Origin of the sequence: Salmonella sp. WC3, from assembly GCF_042932255.1 — a bacterium.
Lineage (GTDB): Bacteria > Pseudomonadota > Gammaproteobacteria > Enterobacterales > Enterobacteriaceae > Salmonella > Salmonella enterica.
On sequence record NZ_CP170629.1, the window covers coordinates 3325087 to 3347014 of the forward strand.

A 21928-nucleotide genomic window follows, 5' to 3' on the forward strand; every position below is an offset into this window, starting at 1 on the left:
TTAGCGGTCCACATCTGACATAACAAAATCGATACTACCCAGATAGACAATCAGGTCGGAGACCAGGCTACCGCGGATCGCCGAGGGAATCTGCTGCAGGTGCGCAAAGCTCGGCGTGCGCACGCGGGTACGGTAGCTCATAGTGCTGCCGTCGCTGGTCAGGTAGTAACTGTTAATCCCCTTCGTCGCTTCCACCATCTGGAAGGACTCCTGCGCCGGCATCACCGGGCCCCAGGAGACCTGCAGGAAGTGGGTGATCAGGGTTTCGATATGTTGCAGCGTGCGCTCTTTCGGCGGCGGCGTGGTCAGCGGGTGATCCGCTTTGAACGGCCCTTCCGGCATGTTATCGAGGCACTGCTGAAGAATGCGCAGACTCTGGCGCAGCTCTTCCACTTTCAGCATCACGCGGGTATAGCAGTCGGAAACGCCGCCGCCCACCGGCACTTCAAAGTCAAAGTTTTCGTAGCCAGAGTATGGACGCCATTTACGTACGTCGAAGTCGATCCCGGTCGCGCGCAGCCCTGCGCCGGTGGTGCCCCACTCCAGCGCCTCTTTCGCGCCGTAAGCGGCAACGCCCTGCGAACGCCCTTTCAGAATAGTGTTACGCAGCGCGGCTTTCTCGTAAGAATCCAGACGCTTCGGCATCCACTCAAGGAACTCTCGCAGCAGGCGATCCCAACCGCGCGGCAAGTCGTGCGCGACGCCGCCGATACGGAACCAGGCCGGGTGCATACGGAAACCGGTAATGGCTTCCACCAAGTCATAAATTTTCTGCCGGTCGGTAAAGGCAAAGAAGACCGGCGTCATCGCGCCGACGTCCTGAATAAAGGTCGAGATGTACAGCAGATGACTGTTAATGCGGAACAGTTCGGAGAGCATCACGCGGATGACGTTCACACGATCCGGGACGGTGATCCCTGCCAACTTTTCTACCGCCAGCACGTACGGCATTTCATTGACGCAACCACCGAGGTATTCGATACGGTCGGTATAGGGAATGTAGCTATGCCAGGACTGGCGCTCGCCCATTTTTTCGGCGCCGCGGTGGTGATAGCCGATATCCGGCACGCAGTCGACGATTTCTTCACCGTCAAGTTGCAGGATAATACGAAACGCACCGTGCGCAGACGGGTGGTTCGGGCCGAGGTTGAGGAACATAAAGTCCTCGTTGTCAGTCCCGCGCTTCATCCCCCAGTCTTCCGGCTTAAAGGTCAGCGCTTCCATTTCCAGATCCTGCTTGGCTTTGGTCAGCTCAAACGGGTCGAATTCGGTCGCGCGCGCCGGATAATCTTTACGCAGCGGATGGCCTTCCCAGGTTTGCGGCATCATGATGCGCGTCAGGTGCGGGTGGCCTTCGATATCAATACCAAACATCTCCCAGGTCTCACGCTCGTACCAGTTGGCGTTAGGGAAAAGTTTAGTGAAGGTCGGCACGCGCAGGTCGTTTTCAGACAACGCCACCTTGAGCATGATATCGCGATTACGCTCAATGGAAATCAGGTGGTAGAAAACGGAAAAATCCGCGGCGGGTAACCCGTCACGGTGCGTACGCAGGCGTTCATCCATGCCGTGTAAGTCAAACAGCATGACGTAAGGTTTCGGCAGTTTCTTTAAGAAATCGCCAACCTCCAGTAGTTGTTCACGCTTGACCCAAACAACGGGGATACCGGTGCGGGTCGCCTGAACGGTAAAGGCATCCGGCCCAAAACGGTTGCGCAGTTCGCCGATAACCGGATCATCAAGATGATCGCGGGTACTCCATGCAGCGTCTTGCGCGGTTAAGTCGGTCATATTGTTCACCATTGCAAATGGTCCGTGGTGGTCGGCAGTGCTTCGCGCTATTAAAATAGTGGTTAGCGAAGTGAAGTGCTGCTGCCGACAGGCGCAAATTAAATCTCGTCCGGGGTACGCAGGTTCGTGACGGCAATACGCTCGCCGCGTTTACGTTCGCGTTCTGGCTGCATATTGGCGCGATACACGCCCTGATCGCCCACCACCCATGAGAGCGGACGGCGCTCTTTGCCAATCGATTCTTGCAGCAGCATCAACGCCTGCATATACGCTTCCGGACGCGGCGGACAGCCAGGGATATACACATCCACCGGGATGAACTTATCAACGCCCTGCACTACCGAATAAATATCGTACATGCCGCCGGAGTTGGCGCAGGCGCCCATAGAAATGACCCATTTTGGCTCCAGCATTTGGTCATACAGACGCTGAATAACCGGGGCCATTTTGGTAAAGCAGGTACCGGCCACCACCATCAGGTCAGCCTGACGTGGCGACGCACGCAGCACTTCCGCGCCGAAACGGGCAACGTCATGCACTGCGGTAAAAGAGGTCACCATCTCTACATAGCAGCAAGAAAGGCCGAAGTTGTAGGGCCAAATTGAGTTTTTACGGCCCCAGTTAACCATGTCATGCAGTTTGCCCATGAACACGTTTTTGTTAACTTCCTGCTCCAGGGGGTCGGTTACGATCTCCTGTTTTTGCAGGGGGTAACGGTCATTCTCACCGTTAGGATCTATGCGGGTGAGCGTATAATCCATCTTAATGCCTCGCGGTTAGCGTTGACGATTAGCGATACTGTTCGTTTCCGGGTTCATACGCTCGCGGCGTGAACGCGCGGGCGTCCAGTCCAACGCGCCAATACGCGCCAGATAAACCAGACCAGCCAGTAACACAAAAATAAAAATTGCAGCTTCCACAAAGCCAACCCAGCCGCTTTCGCGGATAGAAGTTGACCATGCGAACAGATACAGCGCTTCAACGTCGAAGATAACGAAGAACATGGCTACCAGGTAAAACTTGGCAGACAGGCGTAAGCGGGCGGTGCCGACCGAGTCGATACCTGATTCAAACGGAACGTTCTTGTGCCTCGCGCGTGCGCGACCGCCCAAAAACCAACCGCCTACCAGCATCAGGCAGCACAGGCCAATGGCAACGATAAGAAAGATAGCGAATGCCCAGTGATGAGCGATGACTTCAGTGGATGTTGACATACTCATTGCTTACTCATCAAAAGTAGCGCCAGTTTCTCTGCTCTTTACGGCAGATGGGCGCCACATCGATTCATGGGGAGGAATAAAAAAAAACCCTACAATTACTGTAGAAAATGATAAAAACAGCTAATTGATGTGGTTTTTTACTCCTTTCTATAACCTTTTGTCAACTTTAACAAAAGTTCCTTCACATTAATTTACATCAATTCATCACCATTAACATTAAGTGCCATCCTGGAGAAAATGACTCTTCGGCCAGGGGGGATTTTATGTTGTTGAATCGTGTCCGTTGTGAAGCAAAAGAAATAACACACACCTATTTTGACAGGAATTTGTGAAGATGCCTCCCCCTAAATGGGAGTATTTTCTTGATCTGTGACACGCTTTTGTTAATTCACCCCCTAAAACAGCAACAATTTCTCTAGTTTTTTAACATGCAAATTCATAAAATGGATGCTCTGGTTATTTTTTGCCCACATTGAACTGCGAATTGCTACTGGCTGATTTACCGCAACTTTTACAATTTGTGCGGTTAAGCGCGTACAGATGGGCACAAAAAAAGAGCCACTGAGCGTTTTTTCATCGCCAGCGGCTCTTTTTTACATTTACGACTTAGCGCCTTTTGCCTGCGAGCTACTCAAAACCCCCTTCCACCATCAGCGGATCATCTCCGCCCTCTGCAGAAAACTGGTTGTAATGCCATGGGTTTTGATAGCTTTCCATCGCATGGAAAATCACCATCGCCAGCTCGTTCTGGCTATTGGGATCGCGGCACAACAGATATTCCGTATCCGGCAAAGGCGGTAATCCGTCTGCGGCGCCCAGCACGCGAAGGTCGGGACTCATCATTTCGACAGGTCGAGCCGTTACGCCAAGACCGGCTTTAACGGCCGCGCGTACCGCCGGTAATGTAGACGCCACATAGGCCAGCCGCCAGGGAATACCCGCTGCATTTAGCGTCTCCAGCACCATATCGCGGAATGGACTGGGATCGTCCAGCAGGACTAGTGGTACGGGCTCTCCCCCTTGCAAAACATACTCAGCCGCACAATACCAATGGGTGGGCGAGGTCCGCAAATTCAGACAGTCCAGCGAATGAGGTTGGTTAGTCGTCACCACCAAATCTACTTCCTGCGATTTAACCATGTCCACCATATAGGCGTTGCGTTTTACCCGTACATCAAGCGCGAGTTTCGGATAAACCGAGCTGATTCGGCTAAGCAAAAAAGGCAGGATAGTATCAGCTGATTCATCAGAAGCGCCGATTGTTAACACTCCCTGAAGATTACTGAACATTAATGATGAACACGCCTCATCATTAAAACGCAGGATTTTTCTGGCGTACCCCAGAAGCTGGATACCGTGTTCGGTCAAAAGTTTGTTACGGCCATGGCGGGCGAACAATTCCTTTCCCACGAGTTGCTCAAGACGCTGCATTTGCTGACTGACCGCAGACTGAGTACGACATACCGCCGCCGCGGCGAAGGTGTTCAGATCGGCAACGGCCACGAACGTTCTCAGCAGATCGAGATCGAGGTTAATTATCGGACGATTTGCATTTATCATAATTTTTCACTTACTGGCGGGTCATATCGGGCTGACCTGGTTAATGCTGTGCATTCAGAAACAAGCAATTCCATTTGTAATGTGCATCCTTCGCAGTACCGCCTGGTTACCCAGGTAAATGTTAGAATGTAATTGAAAATACGACCAAAACACTTCTCTTACTTACTGATATAATACCAAATGCAACTGATCGGGATATATCAAAGAGAATGTGTCATACCTTTAGGCGTCTACAGATTTCTGCTAATGATGGACGTGTAAATCTTGTAACAGCGTCAAATAGTTTACCGAGACGCACAGATACAAAAACAATATATTGAACAATAGGTTATGTATAAAATCGCGTCATGATAATTAGCAGACAACGCAGACTACGCCCCCGTTTCGGATCATTATCTTAACCTAAAACCGCTATATTTATAAGTATTATTACGAATAATCTTAACCTGGGATATGTTATACTAATCGGACCAGAAAGATATTATTACGACTTTAGTAAATGCTTTTTAAATATTAAATAATAATTAATTAAGATTTCTACCATTCATTAATTATACTTAACAATAGTTTCACACCCCCCGCCGCCGGAAAGGTCTAACCTTCTCATTTTACCTTTAATACTCAGTATTTCCGAAATAGCCGACGCGACACTAATGATGAATGCTTATCTCTCATAAAACAGATAATTTCTGACAACATAAAAAACCACATTACAAGCAATCACATAGAACAAAACACTATACATACAGACAAAAATAGAAAATTCATCTAACCAAATGATTTTATGAAGTTTTAAACAGTACGAAAGCGCGTTAAAAATAAACAAAATCTTCTTCTGTTCACTCTTCAAAACTCACCGTCGTGGGAGTACATTGTTTCGTGCTGACTTCCACGGCAGGGAGTGGCAATAACAGCTAAAAGGTCAAGATTCATGTCCCCCATTGAAAAATCCAGCAAACTCGAAAATGTCTGTTATGACATTCGTGGCCCCGTTCTGAAAGAAGCGAAACGCCTTGAGGAAGAAGGTAATAAAGTTCTTAAACTGAATATCGGCAACCCCGCCCCCTTCGGATTCGAAGCGCCGGACGAAATTCTGGTCGATGTCATTCGTAATTTGCCGACGGCGCAAGGATATTGCGACTCGAAAGGGCTTTATTCTGCCCGTAAAGCGATTATGCAGCATTATCAGGCCCGTGGAATGCGCGATGTAACCGTGGAAGATATCTATATCGGTAACGGCGTTTCCGAGCTGATCGTTCAGGCGATGCAGGCGTTGCTTAACAGTGGCGATGAAATGCTGGTTCCCGCGCCCGATTATCCGTTATGGACAGCGGCGGTATCGCTCTCCAGCGGCAAGGCGGTACATTATCTTTGCGATGAATCTTCCGACTGGTTCCCGGACCTTGACGATATCCGCGCCAAAATCACCCCACGTACGCGTGGTATTGTCATTATTAATCCAAACAACCCTACTGGCGCCGTCTATTCTAAAGAATTGTTGATGGAAATTGTCAACATTGCGCGCGAGCATAATCTCATCATCTTCGCCGATGAAATTTATGACAAGATTCTCTATGACGATGCCAAGCATCACTCTATCGCCGCACTGGCGCCTGATCTGCTGACCATCACCTTTAATGGGTTGTCTAAAACCTATCGCGTCGCCGGCTTCCGCCAGGGCTGGATGGTGCTGAACGGGCCGAAAAAACATGCGAAGGGCTATATTGAAGGGCTGGAGATGTTAGCCTCAATGCGCCTGTGCGCCAACGTCCCGGCGCAACATGCTATTCAGACCGCGCTCGGCGGCTATCAAAGCATTAGCGAATTTATTCTGCCGGGCGGTCGACTGTATGAACAGCGTAACCGAGCCTGGGAGTTGATTAACGATATTCCCGGCGTTTCCTGCGTAAAACCGCGCGGCGCGTTGTACATGTTCCCCAGGATCGACGCTAAACGTTTTAATATTCACGACGACCAGAAGATGGTGCTGGACTTCCTGCTACAGGAAAAGGTGCTGCTGGTGCAAGGTACCGCCTTTAACTGGCCGTGGCCGGATCACTTCCGCATTGTGACGCTACCGCGTGAAGATGACCTGGAGATGGCCATCAACCGCTTTGGGCGTTTCCTCTCAGGTTACCATCAATAATCTTAAATTCAGGCTACTTCGGTAGCCTGAATTGCATCTTCATCCGCCTCCCCGCACAATGAAGTCTGCCGCAGTGAAAACAAAAGGTAATCTATGAAGCAGAGCCATTTTTTCGCCCATCTCTCCCGCATGAAGTTGATTAACCGCTGGCCGCTGATGCGTAACGTGCGTACGGAAAACGTCTCCGAACATAGTCTGCAGGTGGCGATGGTCGCCCATGCGTTGGCGGCGATAAAAAACCGTAAATTTGGCGGTCAGCTCAATGCTGAACGCATCGCGCTTCTGGCGATGTATCATGATGCCTCGGAAGTACTGACCGGCGATCTGCCGACGCCGGTAAAATATTTTAATTCCCAGATAGCCCAGGAATATAAAGCGATCGAAAAAATCGCCCAGCAAAAGCTGGTTGATATGGCGCCGGATGAATTACGCGATATTTTCGCACCGCTTATTGATGAGAATGCCTGGAGCGAAGAAGAACAGGCAATCGTAAAACAGGCCGATGCGCTTTGCGCCTACCTGAAATGCCTGGAGGAGCTCTCAGCGGGAAACAATGAGTTTGGACTGGCAAAAACGCGGCTGGAAAAAACGCTGGAATTACGTCGCAGCCAGGAGATGGACTATTTTATGGCGGTGTTCGTACCAAGTTTCCATCTCTCTCTTGACGAGATAAGCCAGGATTCACCGCTTTAAACGGTTTTGCCGGATGGCGACGTCAACGTCTTATCCGGCCTGGACGTAGCGTGATATCCGTAGGCCTGATAAGCGTAGCGCCATCATGCCTTTTCCTGTCTGGGGTTAAAACGGAAACAACATCGGAATCATCACAATACAAACCGCCATCACAATAAGCGTGAACGGCACGCCAAGCTTCACAAAATCGCTAAAGCTATAGTTTCCCGGCCCCAGAACCAGAGTATTGACCGGCGATGAAACCGGCGTCATAAAGGCGGCGGATGCCGCCATCGCCACCGCCATCGCAAACGGATAGGGCGACACCCCCATCGATTTCGCCGCCGCCAGCGCAATCGGCGCCATCAGCACCGCCGTTGCCGTGTTAGAAATGAACAGTCCTATGACGGCGCACAGCACGAACAGGCATCCCAGCATCATATACGGCCCATAGCCGCCGCCGATATCCATTAATCCTTGCACGACCAGAGAGACGCCGCCGGTTTTTTGCAACGCCAGCGCAAACGGCATCATACCCACAATCAAGATAATACTCGGCCAGTGGATCGCTTTATACGCGCTTTCAGCATCAATACAGCGAAATTTCCCCATCAGCAGGCAGGCGATAATCGCCGCGATCGGGTTGGGAATTTCATCGGTCAACATCAGCGCCACCATCAGTACCAGGCAGAAAATGGCGTGCGGCGCCTGGCTGTGCGCAGGAGAGGCTTCGCTGACCTCGACCGGCATATTCAGCACCACAAAGTCGCGGCCTTTTTGCCCCAGCAGGCTGATTAACTTCCAGTTCCCCACAACCAGAATGATATCGCCCATCAATAACGGTTCATCGGCCAGCGATCCTTCCAGCGCGACGCCGTCGCGTTTCAGGCCGACCACATTCAGCCCGTAACGTGTACGGAAGGCGATTTCACGCACCGACTTGCCAATCAGTTCAGACTCCGGAATAAGCGAAATTTCCGCCATCCCGACATCCAACGCCTGATCGGAAAAATATTCTCCACGCAATACCATCGGTTCCAGCAGTTGCTCGGCGCAGAACTCTCTGAGGTCAACCTCCGCCGCCGACATATCAATCAGCAGAACGTCGCGAGCGCGAAACTCCGATACGCCGTTCACATTGACGATAACCCGCCGAAAGCGCCGCCAGCGTTCAACGCCGATGACATTGGCGCCGTAACGTTCGCGCAGTTTAAGGTCGTCCAGCCGCTGTCCCACCATTGGCGAACCGGGGCGAATCGCCAGACGGCGAGCGCGCCCCGTCAGACGGTACTCGCGGATAAGATCGCGGAAAGTGCGACGCTTACCGGCCTGTTGTCCGGGCGCATCGCCTTTTAGCATGAAGCGCATCACCAGCATATAAACAATGCCGAGCGCCAACACCACTATCCCCAGCGGCGTCACGCTAAAAAAGTTGAACCCGTGCAGGCCTTCACGCAGCAGTTCACTGTTAACCACCAGGTTCGGCGGCGTCGCCACCAGCGTCATCATTCCGCTGATAAGCCCGGCAAAACTCAGCGACATCATCAGGCGCGAAGGCGAGGTTTGCATATGCATAGAAACGCTAAGAACAACGGGGATAAAGATCGCCACCACGCCGGTTGAACTCATGAAAGCGCCAAGTCCGGCGACGGTGATCATCAGTAAAACCAGCATTTTGATTTCACTGCTGCCCGCCATTTTAACCAGCCAGGTACCGACCACCGTCGCAACGCCGGTGCGCACGAGGCCGTCGCCAATAATAAATAAGGCGGCGATAAGAATGACATTCGGATCGCTAAAGCCGGAGAAGGCTTCCGGAAGGGTCAAGGTACCGCTAAGGACAAAAGCAACAATGACGAATAAAGCCACCGCATCCATACGTACTTTGCCCGTCGCAAACAACACGACGGCAATCGCCAGTAAAGAGAGAACCCAAATCAATTCACCGTTCACAACATATCCTTGTCAGATGAGAAGATAACGCGATTCTGCCATAAATATGCCCCGCCAAAGCGGGGCGATATCATGATCAGGTCTTTCTTAACACCACCACATCGCCGTTTGGTTGTTTAGCGACCGATAATTGCGTCAGGCTATCCAACGCAAAATCAACATCCGCCAGACGCGGCGTGTCGGCCGGCGCATTGACCGCAATGACGTGGCAGCCCGCAGCCAGTCCGGACAGCACGCCAGCCGGGGCATCTTCTACTACGACGCACTCCTGAGGGGCCAGGCCAAGCAGTTGTGCGCCCAGCAAATACGCATCCGGCTCCGGTTTGCCGCGTTTGACTCGTTCGGCGGTGACAAACACCTCTGGCGCTGGAAGGCCCGCGACCTGATGGCGCGCACGCGCGACCGGCATTGAACCGGAGGTGACGATAGCCCACGGAATGCCCGCTTTATTCAGGTGATTGAGTAAATCGACTGCCCCCGGCAACGCGGTGATCCCTGCGTTTTCAGTGGCTTCTATTTGCTCCAGGCGCGTAAACTCAGCGGCAATTTCCGCCTCCGATTTACCCGCCATAAAATGCCGCAACGAGGTGATCGCCTGTTTGCCATGAATAAAGCCCAGCACCTCATCATGAGCAAGGTTAAAACGATCGGCCCAGCTACACCACGCGCGTTCGACGGCAGGTAATGAGTCAACCAACGTTCCATCCAGATCAAACAGAAAACCTTTACACTGCACGCGAGCCTCCTCAGGCATTAATGATTTGATTGATTTCATTCGCGCTCAGGTGGTACTGACGCGGGCAGGCATGCCAGACATTCAACATCCGCTGGTATTTTTCCCACATCGGCGTCTGGGCATTAAAGCCGTGTGTCCCGGCGTCAAAGTGAGTGTAGCGTCCTTCTATATTCACCATAAAACGGACATAGCCGAGGTAGCGCGCTTCCGTCGCGGCGTCAAACCCCAGGAAGGTGACGCGACGTTCGTCGATGGCTTGCGTATCTTTGAGGTTGGTCCAGGAGACGTGCAGCGCATGATACATCTCCATAATATCGATGATGGTACGACAGGTCTCTTCCGTCAGCTCGCCAAACTCGCGATCCAGCTCGCGCATCTGCAGGCCGTAGCCGCGTTCAATAATTGTTTGTAAGCGACGGTAACGCTCGGCGTTGGTGGGATCGAGCATCGTCATCATTTTGTACTGGTTAGACAAAATCAGACGTTGCGCGTTGGTCATTTCCATTTTGAACTCCTGTATCACGCTATGGCGATGAAAAAAAGAAGGCATTGGTATGCCTTCTTTTATATGCGTAATCCGGGGTCAATTACAAATCATCCAGGAAAGTTTTATCCAGTTGTTTGAAGGCACGCTTAAGCGTGTCAGCTAATGCCTGGTAATCCGGCTTTCCTTCTACCGGCGCCAGCGCTTGTCCAGCCTCCTGCAATTTACCGCGAACTTCGTAAAACCAGTTGAGGATTGAAGGCGGCAATGGCGTCACGGAACGTTTCCCTAACCACCATAATCCCTGCATGGGCAAGCTCAGGGCGAACAGAGCGGTCGCCACGGCCGGGCCTAACTGACCGCCCAGCGCTATCTGCCAGCATAATGTAAAGACGGCGACAGGCGGCATAAATCGTATGGCATAGCGCGTCATACGAATGACGCGGTTTTCGACGAAAACGGGCGCCAGCCGCTTTTCCATCGGCCACGTCTTCGCGTAGTGCTGCCCCCGGCGAAATAAGCTAAAAAAATTTACGGAGCGATTATCCGGTGTCGACATGGCCTACCTCAACTTCACATATAAAATTTAAAAAATTTGTGCAAAACAACAACTGCGAGGGACAACGTTCAAAACATTTTGTCTTCGATACCCACTATCAGGTATCCTGTGTCGGCCTGTCAAAGGCCGGTAGTTTAAAATCATTGAGTCGTCAATATTACACATAGTATGCCATTGGCTGAAAAATACGCAAAATGGCATAGACTCAAAGGTATTTCTTCCATCATGCCCAAAAAAACTCCTGCGCATGATGTTAATCATAAATGTCAGGGCTATCATGCGCTACGCTCTATGGCACACTGACGTTTTTTTAGCCACGTATCATAAATAGGTACTTCCATGTCGAGTAAGTTAGTACTGGTTCTGAACTGCGGTAGTTCTTCACTGAAATTTGCAATTATTGATGCAGTTAATGGTGATGAATACCTTTCTGGTTTAGCCGAATGTTTCCATCTGCCAGAAGCACGCATCAAATGGAAAATGGACGGCAGTAAACAAGAAGCGGCTTTAGGTGCAGGCGCCGCTCACAGTGAAGCGCTGAACTTTATCGTTAACACTATTCTGGCACAAAAACCAGAACTGTCTGCGCAGTTAACTGCTATTGGTCACCGTATCGTACACGGCGGCGAGAAGTATACCAGCTCCGTAGTCATTGATGAGTCCGTCATTCAGGGCATCAAAGATTCCGCCTCTTTCGCACCGCTGCATAACCCGGCTCACCTGATTGGTATCGCCGAAGCGCTGAAATCTTTCCCGCAGCTGAAAGATAAAAACGTTGCAGTATTCGACACCGCCTTCCATCAGACCATGCCGGAAGAATCTTACCTGTATGCCCTGCCGTACAGCCTGTATAAAGAACACGGCGTTCGTCGCTATGGCGCACACGGCACCAGCCACTTCTATGTAACTCAGGAAGCGGCAAAAATGCTGAACAAGCCGGTAGAAGCACTGAACATTATCACCTGCCACCTAGGCAACGGCGGTTCTGTTTCCGCTATCCGTAACGGTAAATGCGTGGATACCTCTATGGGTCTGACCCCGCTGGAAGGCCTGGTCATGGGTACCCGTTCCGGCGATATCGACCCTGCGATTATCTTCCACCTGCACGACACTCTGGGCATGAGCGTGGATCAGATCAACAAAATGCTGACCAAAGAGTCCGGTCTGCTGGGTCTGACTGAAGTGACCAGCGACTGCCGTTATGTTGAAGACAACTACGCCACCAAAGAAGACGCAAAACGTGCGATGGACGTTTACTGCCACCGCCTGGCGAAGTACATCGGTTCTTACACCGCTCTGATGGACGGTCGTCTGGATGCAGTCGTGTTCACTGGCGGTATCGGTGAAAACGCCGCGATGGTTCGCGAACTGTCTCTGGGTAAACTGGGCGTGCTGGGCTTTGAAGTCGACCACGAACGTAACCTGGCGGCCCGCTTCGGCAAATCTGGTTTCATCAACAAAGAAGGTACCCGTCCGGCGGTGGTGATCCCAACCAACGAAGAACTGGTTATCGCGCAAGACGCGAGCCGTCTGACTGCCTGATTTCACACCGCCAGCCTCGCTGGCGGTGCTGTTTTGTAACCCGTCCCCAAAAGACGGTAACGAAAGAGGATAAACCGTGTCCCGTATTATTATGCTGATCCCTACCGGAACCAGCGTCGGCCTGACCAGCGTCAGCCTCGGCGTCATCCGTGCTATGGAACGCAAAGGCGTTCGTCTGAGCGTCTTTAAGCCTATCGCCCAGCCTCGCGCTGGCGGCGATGCGCCTGACCAGACCACTACTATCGTTCGCGCGAACTCTACCCTGCCGGCGGCTGAACCGCTGAAGATGAGCCACGTTGAATCTCTGCTCTCCAGCAACCAGAAAGACGTGCTGATGGAAGAGATCATCGCGAACTACCATGCGAATACCAAAGACGCGGAAGTGGTGCTGGTTGAAGGTCTGGTTCCGACCCGTAAACATCAGTTCGCTCAGTCTCTGAACTATGAAATCGCGAAAACGCTGAATGCGGAAATCGTTTTTGTCATGTCTCAGGGTACCGACACGCCAGAACAGCTGAACGAGCGTATCGAACTGACGCGCAGCAGCTTCGGCGGCGCGAAAAACACCAACATCACCGGCGTTATCATCAACAAACTGAATGCGCCGGTTGATGAACAAGGTCGTACTCGCCCGGATCTGTCGGAGATTTTTGACGACTCTTCCAAAGCGCAGGTGATCAAAATCGATCCTGCTAAACTGCAGGAATCCAGCCCGCTGCCGGTTCTGGGCGCGGTGCCGTGGAGCTTCGATCTGATTGCGACCCGCGCTATCGATATGGCGCGTCACCTGAACGCCACCATCATTAACGAAGGCGATATCAAAACCCGCCGCGTTAAATCCGTTACGTTCTGCGCTCGTAGTATTCCGCATATGCTGGAACATTTCCGCGCAGGATCATTGTTAGTGACCTCCGCTGACCGTCCGGACGTACTGGTCGCAGCTTGCCTGGCCGCGATGAACGGCGTAGAAATCGGCGCCCTGCTGCTGACCGGCGGCTATGAAATGGACGCACGCATTTCTAAACTGTGCGAACGCGCATTCGCCACCGGTCTGCCGGTCTTTATGGTGAACACCAACACCTGGCAGACTTCGCTGAGCCTGCAAAGCTTCAATCTGGAAGTCCCGGTTGATGACCATGAGCGCATCGAGAAAGTTCAGGAATACGTCGCGAACTACGTTAACGCTGAGTGGATCGAGTCGCTGACCGCCACTTCCGAGCGTAGCCGTCGTCTCTCTCCGCCGGCGTTCCGCTACCAACTGACTGAGCTGGCGCGTAAAGCCGGTAAACGCGTAGTGCTGCCGGAAGGCGACGAACCGCGTACCGTCAAAGCGGCGGCAATCTGCGCTGAACGCGGCATCGCCACTTGCGTTCTGCTGGGCAACCCGGATGAAATCAACCGCGTCGCGGCATCTCAGGGCGTTGAGCTGGGCGCAGGTATTGAAATCGTCGATCCGGAAGTGGTGCGTGAAAGCTATGTCGCTCGCCTGGTTGAGCTGCGTAAGAGCAAAGGCATGACCGAACCGGTTGCCCGCGAGCAGCTGGAAGACAACGTGGTGCTCGGCACGCTGATGCTGGAGCAAGACGAAGTCGACGGCCTGGTTTCCGGCGCGGTTCATACCACCGCCAACACCATCCGTCCGCCGCTGCAGCTTATTAAAACGGCGCCGGGTAGCTCCCTAGTCTCTTCTGTGTTCTTTATGCTACTGCCGGAACAGGTTTACGTTTACGGCGACTGCGCAATCAACCCAGACCCGACTGCAGAGCAGCTGGCAGAAATCGCGATTCAGTCTGCGGATTCCGCCATTGCCTTCGGCATCGAACCGCGTGTGGCAATGCTCTCCTACTCCACCGGCACCTCTGGCGCGGGCAGCGACGTAGAGAAAGTACGTGAAGCGACGCGTCTGGCGCAGGAAAAACGTCCTGACCTGATGATCGACGGTCCGTTGCAGTACGACGCCGCGGTCATGGCTGACGTAGCGAAATCCAAAGCGCCGAACTCACCGGTTGCGGGTCGCGCTACCGTGTTCATTTTCCCGGATCTGAACACCGGTAACACCACCTACAAAGCGGTACAGCGTTCTGCCGACCTGATCTCCATCGGGCCGATGCTGCAGGGTATGCGCAAGCCGGTGAACGACCTGTCCCGTGGCGCACTGGTTGACGATATCGTCTATACCATCGCCCTGACGGCAATCCAGGCTTCTCAACAGCAGCAGTAACAGTAAAAGCTAATGCCGGATGGCGGCGTGAACGCCTTGTCCGGCCTACAGGTGAAATACCGTTGTAGGCCGGATAAGACGCGTTAGCATCGCCATCCGGCATTCTGCTATTTACCCTGCAAAGCGGAATTTTTTGCTTAACTGCGCTGCATCAATGAATAACTATTCCCTTCTTCTCATACTTAGCCTCTTTGCTTTGCAACAGGGATAGTCCGTCATGTCTGTCGTTACAGAATCAAAAACAGCCAGAAAATGGGCAATGCCCGATACGCTGGTCATCATCTTTTTTGTCGCCATTTTAACCAGTATCGCCACCTGGGTCGTCCCCGTTGGGATGTTTGATAGCCAGGAAGTGCAGTATCAGGTCGATGGTCAGACAAAAACCCGCAAAGTCGTCGACCCGCACTCTTTTCGCATTGTGACCAACGAGGCCGGGGAAGCGCAGTATCATCGAGTACAATTTTTCACTACCGGCGATGAAAGACCAGGGCTGATGAATTTTCCGTTTGAAGGGTTAACATCCGGATCGAAATTCGGCACTGCCGTCGGCATCATTATGTTTATGTTGGTGATTGGCGGCGCATTCGGCATCGTGATGCGTACCGGCACCGTGGATAACGGCATTCTGGCGCTTATTCGCCACACGCGGGGCAACGAAGTCCTGTTTATTCCTGTGCTATTTGTCCTCTTTTCGTTAGGGGGCGCCGTATTTGGCATGGGCGAAGAGGCGGTCGCCTTTGCAATTATCATAGCCCCGCTGATGGTCAGGCTGGGCTATGACAGCATTACCACCGTCCTGGTGACCTATATCGCCACCCAAATTGGCTTTGCCAGTTCGTGGATGAACCCGTTTTGCGTAGTCGTCGCCCAGGGGATTGCCGGCGTGCCGGTACTTTCCGGCTCCGGGCTGCGTATTGTGGTCTGGATTGTCGCCACGCTGATTGGGCTGGTTTTTACGCTGGTCTACGCCTCACGCGTGAAAAAGAATCCGCTGCTGTCCCGCGTCCACGAATCCGATCGCTATTTCCGCGAACAGCAGGATGAAGTCGTCCAGCGCCCTTTCACCTTCGGTGACTGGCTGGTACTGCTGGTCCTGACCGGCGTAATGATTTGGGTCGTCTGGGGCGTGATTGTCCACGCCTGGTTTATTCCGGAGATCGCCAGCCAGTTTTTCACCATGGGCGTGGTGATCGGCCTCATTGGCGTTATCTTCCGCCTCAACGGTATGACGGTCAACGTGATGGCGTCCTCATTCACCGAAGGGGCGAGGATGATGATCGCGCCCGCCTTGCTGGTGGGTTTTGCCAAAGGCATTCTGCTGCTGGTCGGCAACGGCGAAGCCGGGGAACCCAGCGTGCTCAATACGTTGCTTAACAGTATCGCGCATGGCATCAGCGGGCTTAATAATGCTATCGCCGCCTGGTTTATGCTGCTCTTCCAGGCGGTATTTAATTTCTTTGTCACGTCCGGTTCGGGCCAGGCGGCGTTAACCATGCCATTACTGGCGCCGCTCGGCGATCTGGTCGGCGTTAACCGTCAGGTGACTGTTCTGGCCTTCCAGTTTGGCGATGGCTTCAGCCATATTATCTATCCGACATCGGCCTCGCTGATGGCCACGCTGGGCGTGTGCCGGGTCGATTTTCGCAACTGGCTGAAAGTGGGGGCGTCGCTACTGGGACTACTGTTTATTATGTCCAGCGTGGTCGTCATTGGCGCGCAGATGATGGGATATCATTGATCCAAAATGCCGGATGAGCATCAGCGCCATCCGGCAATATCTCCATGATTAAAGCAGTGATTTCGCGGCTTCTACAATCGCTTCGGCAGTGAGTCCGTACTCTTGTTATAAGAAATCCTGCGTTCCTACCTGCCCATAACGCTCTTTGACGCCAACACGGCGCATCGGCACCGGGCAGTTTTCCACCAGCACTTCCGCCACCGCTGACCCCAGTCCATTATGGATGCTGTGGTTTTCACACGTGACGATACGCCGCGTTTTTTCCGCGTAGTTTTTCACCAACATGCGATCGATAGGCTTTAAGGTGAACATATCAATGACTGCGGCGCTCACGCCTTCCTGCTCCAGTTGGCGCGCCGCCTCCAGCGCCTCCGCCACCATAATGCCGTTGGCGATAAGCGTAATATCATCGCCCTCGCGCAGTACGTTGCCCTTGCCAATGGTAAAGGTAGAGCCTGGCGCATAGATACTCCGCGCCTGCTTACGGATGGTACGCAGCCAGTAAAAACCGTCCAGGTCCATTAGCTGGCGTAAAATATCCGCGAACATCACCGCATCCGTCACCTCCAGTACTACGGAGTGCGCCAGCCCGCGAACAATCCCCATATCTTCAAAAGACATATGGGTGCCGCCGTTATGGCACGCTGTCACTCCGGCATCGGAGGCGATCACTTTGACGTTGTTACGCTGATAATCCAGCGCCATGAAGAGCTGATCAAAACAGCGACGGCTGGCAAAAGCGGTAAAAGTATGCACAAACGGTTTGCGACCGGTCAGCGCCAGCCCCGCCGCCGTGCCAATCACATTCGCCTCCATAATACCGCAGTTAATGACATGCTGCGGGTAGTCACGCGCCACGCTGTCCATCGCCATTGAGCTCATTAAATCAGCCTCAAGCGCAATAATTGGGCTTCCGGCCTCAATCTGCCCGGCGACAAAACCGGCGTAAACTTTGCGCATTTCGATATCGTCTTTAAGCCCTGCGGGCGCAAGCTTAATCATGCATGACCTCCAGTTGATGAATGGCCTCATTGAGCGTCTGCTTCATGCCATCCGTCAGGCGTAAGTGGTGAGAATTCGTTAACTGCTCCAGGCATGGCACCCCCTGCCCTTTAATGCTGTCAAGGATCACTACCCGTGGCCGGGCATCAGCGGGCGGCACAGGCTGAACCACCGCCAGTAGTCCGGCGATATCATCACCTTTGACGGTGACGACATCGAAACCAAACGCGCGGAATTTCCCTTCCAGATCGAACGGATTGATAATCTCCTCCAGCTCACCGTCAAGCTGCTGTTTGTTCCAGTCAATGAAAACGGTCAGATTATTCAGGCGGTGGTGGGCAATAAACTGAAACGCCTCCCAGCACTGCCCTTCATTCAGCTCCCCATCGCCGACAATGCAAAATACCCGGTTGGGTCGCCGCGCCAGTTTATGCGACAGCGCCATACCGCCCGCAATAGAGATGCCCTGTCCCAGTGAGCCGGTCGTGGCGTCCACGCCGCGCGTTTTTAGCCGATCCGGATGGCTGGGAAGACGGGTGCCGTTCTGGTTAAGCGTATTCAGCTCTTCGCGCGGGAAATAGCCTTTAATCGCCAGGGTACTGTACAACGCGGGGCCCGCATGGCCTTTCGACAGCACGAAGTAATCGCGCTCCGGCCAGTCCGGGTCGGCAGGGTCGATTTTCATCACCGCGCCGTACAGAACCGCCAGCGTTTCCACTACCGACATGCTGCCGCCATAGTGACCAAAGCCAAGATGGTTTAAGGATTTGAGCGTGGCGACGCGAATGTCGCGCGCCAGTTGGGTGATTTCGGTTACGTTCATTCTTTCGCTCCGCTATTTTCCTGCACTTCGGCAGTCGCTTTTTTGTTTTTGGCCAACACGTTGTACGCCACCAGTAGCGCGAATAGCGCCACCACCAGCCCCGTGATAGCCATCGGCGACAGATAACGCGCCAGGTTGCCCAGCAAAATACCGATTACGCCAAAGTCAGCATCCGAGAACGTGGTATTGGCGAAGCCGATCGCGCCGAGAACCGGCAGTAACAGCACTGGCAGGAAAGTGATTAATAGACCATTAGCAAATGCGCCGATCATCGCCCCGCGGCGACCGCCGGTGGCATTGCCAAAGACGCCTGCGGTCGCGCCGGTAAAGAAGTGCGGCACAACGCCTGGCAGGATTAACACAAGCTTCATCTGTCCAAGCAGGAACAGCCCCACCAGCCCACCGAGAAAACTGAACAGGAAGCCAATCAGTACCGCGTTAGGGGCATAGGGATACACCACCGGGCAGTCCAGCGCCGGACGCGCGTTTGGCACCAGTTTTTCTGAAAAGCCGGTAAAGGCCGGAACAATTTCCGCCAGAATCAGACGGACGCCTTGCAGAATGATGAATACGCCGGCGGCGAAGGTGATTGCCATGATAATGGCGTACACCAGATAGTTTTGCCCGCCGCTAAACGTCGCTTCGACATACTCACGCCCTGCGCTGACTGCCATGATCAGATAGATAATCATCATGGTCAGCGAAATCGAGATAGAACTGTCGCGTAAAAAACTGAGGTTTTTCGGCAGGTTCATCTCTTCCGTGGAGCGGGAGCCTTTACCACACAGGCTGCCAATCCAGCCGGAAAGCACATATCCCAGGGTACCGAAGTGACCAAACGCAATGTCATCGGTACCGGTAATCCGCCTCATATAACGTTGGGCCAACGCCGGGAAGAAGGCCATCACCAGCCCCAGGATTAGCGATCCGGTGAAGACCAGCCCTACGCCCTCAAACCCCGCCACGGTCAGGATTACGCCAATCATACAGGCCATATAAAAGGTGTGATGCCCGGTCAAAAAGATATATTTAAGACGCGTAAAGCGCGCCACGACAATATTGGCCACCATACCAAATGCCATAATTAACGCCGTGGACGCGCCATATTTTTCCAGCGCGATTGAGACTATCGCTTCATTATTAGGAATAATGCCCTGAATATTAAAAGCGTGTTCAAACATCCCCCCTAGCGGGTTTAATGAACCCACCAGTACGGTTGCGCCACCGCCAAGCACAATAAAGCCTAAAATGGTTTTAATCGTGCCTTTCACCACATCGGAAAACGCTTTTTTCTGCGCCACCAGACCAATCAGCGCAATTAACCCTACAAGCACCGAGGGCACTTTTAAAATATCAACAACAAAATTCAGCGTTTCAAGGATAAACATATCCACCTCGCCAGCAATAATTATTGTTTAGCGAACCATGCGCGCAGCTGCGTTTCCAGTTCGTTGATGTCGATGATGTTATTGATCACCACCAGTTGGCTTTCCGGTACGCTGGCGCTGGCCGCGATATCTTTGGCCATTACAAAAAGATCGGCAGCCCCGGGCGTGGCCGATGAGAGATCGGAGTGTTCCACTTCAGCGTCAATATTGAGTTTCTTTAATACTTTTTTAATGTTCATTTCTACCATAAAACTACTACCCAGGCCGGAACCGCAAATTGCCATGATTTTCATTATTGTCACCTTTTAAAAGTAGAGTTGGTCTGCATCACGCACGGGCGTAATGTTATTTACCGCAAGAAAATGAAATAAAATCAGAAACGGTCAATAATCGTTTTAATGTCCTCCAGGTTTTTTGCCTGATGTAATTTTTCCATATCTGCATCACTGGAAAATAATTCCGCCAGCGCCGATATCATTTCGATATGACTGTGCTTATCAGGCGCCGCCAGCATAATAATGATGTCAACCGGATCGAATTCGTCTGCGCCAAATGAAACGCCGCGCTGTAGTTTCAGTAACGATAAACCTAACCCTTTCGCCCCCTCTTCCGGCCTCGCATGCGGCATCGCTAACCCTGGCGCTAATACATAATATGGCCCAAGCTTTTGGTGCTGCTGAACAATCGCCGTAATGTATTCCGGTGCGATAACACCTGCGTCCAGCAGGGGTTTGCCGCAAATTTCCAGCGCCTGCGGCCACGTTTCCACGCTCTCCTGTAGCGTGATGGTTGCGTCAGATAACCAGGTTCCCAGCATGTTATTCGCCCCCACGGTGTATGAAATTATGAACAAACTTTATTCAAGCCATTCGATATTAGCTGCGATCGTTATCACAAAGATAGCGCTACCAGCGACTATTACTCAGAATTGTGATAGCGCTATCAAATTAAAATCATGGTGTGAAATCACAGCAAAAAAGCGGATTTAAGGCGTATACTGCCAGTCATGCGAAGCAAAGAACGACAATAAAAAAGCATCTCAACATGTTGTAATGACGCAGGAATTTGTATGTCGATACCCCGTAAACGGCGCAGTACCGGTAAAGTGACTATCGCCGATGTAGCCCAACTTGCCGGTGTAGGCACGATGACCGTATCACGAGCCTTACGCACACCGGAACAGGTCTCTGATAAACTCCGGGAGAAAATCGAAGCGGCAGTGCATGAGCTGGGCTATATGCCCAATCTCGCCGCCAGCGCGCTGGCGTCTGCCTCCTCGCACACCATCGCGATGGTCGTACCGAACCTTACGGAAGCGGGGTGTTCTGAAATGTTCGCCGGGCTGCAACAAATTTTACAGCCCGCAGGCTACCAGATAATGCTGGCGGAATCGCAGCATCGCGTGGAACAAGAGGAGAAGCTGCTCGAAACGCTGCTGGCCTCCAACATTGCCGCGGCGATTCTGCTTAGCGTCGAACATAGCACTACCGTGCGCCAGTGGCTGAAAAATGCCTCTATCCCGGTGATGGAGATGGGCGCGATTCGCAGCGATCCTATTGATATGAATATCGGTATTGATAACGTTGCGGCAATGTATGAGCTGACGGAAATGCTGATTCAGCGCGGTTATCAGAATATCGGGCTGCTATGCGCCAATCAGGAGCAGTGGATTTTTCAGCAACATCTGCACGGCTGGTACAAAGCGATGCTTCGCCACCATATGTCGCCAAACCGGGTGATTAATGCCGCCTTGCCGCCCAATTTTTCTACCGGCGCGTCGCAACTGCCGGAGTTTTTACTGGCGTGGCCGGAGCTGGACGCGCTGGTATGCGTATCGGATGAGCTGGCCTGCGGCGCGTTATACGAGTGCCAACGACGGCGGATCAAAGTTCCGGACGATTTAGCGGTGGTCGGGTTTGGCGATAGCGATGTCAGCCGGGTCTGCCAGCCGCCGTTAACCACCATGGCCGTACCGCACCGTAAGATTGGCAGTGAAGCCGGACGGGCGCTGTTGGAAAGGTTAAATCAGGGAAACTGGAGCGATCGAAAATCCATCGCCTCCAGTTTATGTATGCGGGAAAGCTGCTAAAACG

20 protein-coding genes are annotated in these 21928 nt (G+C 52.6%); 6 read left to right on the plus strand and 14 right to left on the minus strand.

Annotation, left to right across the window (positions count from 1 at the left end; all coding sequences use genetic code 11):
• From nuoC to lrhA, 5 genes are all read right to left on the minus strand, one after another.
• Positions 1-1803, minus strand: coding sequence for an NADH-quinone oxidoreductase subunit C/D (nuoC, locus tag ACFK9X_RS16335; RefSeq protein WP_000247855.1), 1803 nt, complete (start codon positions 1801-1803; stop codon positions 1-3).
• An 86-nt stretch (positions 1804-1889) separates the two neighbouring features.
• Positions 1890-2552, minus strand: a complete 663-nt coding sequence (gene nuoB / locus ACFK9X_RS16340; protein ID WP_000386728.1) for an NADH-quinone oxidoreductase subunit NuoB — start codon at positions 2550-2552, stop codon at positions 1890-1892.
• 15 nt (positions 2553-2567) lie between these two features.
• Entirely contained in the window at positions 2568-3011 is a 444-nt protein-coding gene (gene nuoA / locus ACFK9X_RS16345; RefSeq protein ID WP_000062993.1) for an NADH-quinone oxidoreductase subunit NuoA, read from the minus strand.
• A gap of 395 nt (positions 3012-3406) precedes the next feature.
• Positions 3407-3559: a hypothetical protein gene (locus tag ACFK9X_RS16350; protein ID WP_151117052.1), complete on the minus strand. Its 153-nt coding sequence runs from the start codon at positions 3557-3559 to the stop codon at positions 3407-3409.
• A gap of 79 nt (positions 3560-3638) precedes the next feature.
• Positions 3639-4571 carry a transcriptional regulator LrhA gene (gene lrhA / locus ACFK9X_RS16355; protein WP_151117054.1) on the minus strand — a complete coding sequence of 311 codons (933 nt, stop codon included), beginning with the start codon at positions 4569-4571 and terminating at the stop codon, positions 3639-3641.
• Positions 4572-5502: 931 nt separating this feature from the next.
• On the opposite strand from lrhA, the gene alaA reads away from it, so the two are divergent.
• On the plus strand, positions 5503-6717 hold the full coding sequence (gene alaA / locus ACFK9X_RS16360) for an alanine transaminase AlaA (RefSeq protein WP_151117056.1): 1215 nt from the start codon (positions 5503-5505) through the stop codon (positions 6715-6717).
• Positions 6718-6810: 93 nt separating this feature from the next.
• Positions 6811-7410, plus strand: a complete 600-nt coding sequence (gene yfbR, locus ACFK9X_RS16365; protein ID WP_000813882.1) for a 5'-deoxynucleotidase — start codon at positions 6811-6813, stop codon at positions 7408-7410.
• A gap of 105 nt (positions 7411-7515) precedes the next feature.
• Here the strand turns inward: yfbR and ACFK9X_RS16370 are convergent, their stop codons facing one another.
• The 4 genes from ACFK9X_RS16370 to yfbV all read right to left on the minus strand — a co-directional run bounded on the left by ACFK9X_RS16370 (position 7516) and on the right by yfbV (position 11121).
• Positions 7516-9342 carry an SLC13 family permease gene (locus ACFK9X_RS16370; protein ID WP_151117058.1) on the minus strand — a complete coding sequence of 609 codons (1827 nt, stop codon included), beginning with the start codon at positions 9340-9342 and terminating at the stop codon, positions 7516-7518.
• A 76-nt stretch (positions 9343-9418) separates the two neighbouring features.
• Complete coding sequence (locus tag ACFK9X_RS16375; RefSeq protein WP_151117959.1) at positions 9419-10096, minus strand: sugar phosphatase; 678 nt, start codon at positions 10094-10096, stop codon at positions 9419-9421.
• A complete protein-coding gene (locus ACFK9X_RS16380; RefSeq protein ID WP_000426135.1) occupies positions 10089-10583 on the minus strand; it encodes a YfbU family protein in 495 nt (164 codons plus the stop codon). Before ACFK9X_RS16380 ends, ACFK9X_RS16375 begins: the two co-directional genes overlap by 8 nt.
• Positions 10584-10665: 82 nt before the next feature.
• Complete coding sequence (yfbV, locus tag ACFK9X_RS16385) at positions 10666-11121, minus strand: terminus macrodomain insulation protein YfbV (RefSeq protein WP_000106617.1); 456 nt, start codon at positions 11119-11121, stop codon at positions 10666-10668.
• 339 nt (positions 11122-11460) lie between these two features.
• Here yfbV and ackA point away from each other — a divergent pair, with 339 nt between their 5' ends.
• From ackA to yfcC, 3 genes are all read left to right on the plus strand, one after another.
• Positions 11461-12663 carry an acetate kinase gene (gene ackA, locus ACFK9X_RS16390; RefSeq protein ID WP_111742278.1) on the plus strand — a complete coding sequence of 401 codons (1203 nt, stop codon included), beginning with the start codon at positions 11461-11463 and terminating at the stop codon, positions 12661-12663.
• A gap of 76 nt (positions 12664-12739) precedes the next feature.
• The gene (pta, locus tag ACFK9X_RS16395; RefSeq protein WP_000086692.1) at positions 12740-14884 is read left to right on the plus strand and encodes a phosphate acetyltransferase; all 2145 of its coding nucleotides are present in this window, start codon (positions 12740-12742) and stop codon (positions 14882-14884) included.
• Between the two features lie 217 nt (positions 14885-15101).
• Positions 15102-16622 carry a putative basic amino acid antiporter YfcC gene (gene yfcC, locus ACFK9X_RS16400; protein WP_000117932.1) on the plus strand — a complete coding sequence of 507 codons (1521 nt, stop codon included), beginning with the start codon at positions 15102-15104 and terminating at the stop codon, positions 16620-16622.
• 105 nt (positions 16623-16727) lie between these two features.
• Here the strand turns inward: yfcC and ACFK9X_RS16405 are convergent, their stop codons facing one another.
• From ACFK9X_RS16405 to ACFK9X_RS16425, 5 genes are all read right to left on the minus strand, one after another.
• On the minus strand, positions 16728-17624 hold the full coding sequence (locus tag ACFK9X_RS16405) for a transketolase family protein (RefSeq protein ID WP_151117060.1): 897 nt from the start codon (positions 17622-17624) through the stop codon (positions 16728-16730).
• Positions 17617-18447 carry a transketolase gene (locus ACFK9X_RS16410; RefSeq protein WP_001103267.1) on the minus strand — a complete coding sequence of 277 codons (831 nt, stop codon included), beginning with the start codon at positions 18445-18447 and terminating at the stop codon, positions 17617-17619. Before ACFK9X_RS16410 ends, ACFK9X_RS16405 begins: the two co-directional genes overlap by 8 nt.
• On the minus strand, positions 18444-19835 hold the full coding sequence (locus ACFK9X_RS16415) for a PTS ascorbate transporter subunit IIC (RefSeq protein ID WP_001522266.1): 1392 nt from the start codon (positions 19833-19835) through the stop codon (positions 18444-18446). The genes ACFK9X_RS16410 and ACFK9X_RS16415 overlap by 4 nt, the downstream gene beginning before the upstream one ends.
• Positions 19836-19855: 20 nt before the next feature.
• Positions 19856-20128, minus strand: coding sequence for a PTS sugar transporter subunit IIB (locus ACFK9X_RS16420; protein ID WP_000699818.1), 273 nt, complete (start codon positions 20126-20128; stop codon positions 19856-19858).
• A gap of 80 nt (positions 20129-20208) precedes the next feature.
• Complete coding sequence (locus ACFK9X_RS16425; RefSeq protein ID WP_000901807.1) at positions 20209-20652, minus strand: PTS sugar transporter subunit IIA; 444 nt, start codon at positions 20650-20652, stop codon at positions 20209-20211.
• Between the two features lie 252 nt (positions 20653-20904).
• On the opposite strand from ACFK9X_RS16425, the gene ACFK9X_RS16430 reads away from it, so the two are divergent.
• Positions 20905-21924, plus strand: a complete 1020-nt coding sequence (locus tag ACFK9X_RS16430; protein WP_151117062.1) for a LacI family DNA-binding transcriptional regulator — start codon at positions 20905-20907, stop codon at positions 21922-21924.
• The last annotated feature ends 4 nt before the right edge of the window (positions 21925-21928 follow it).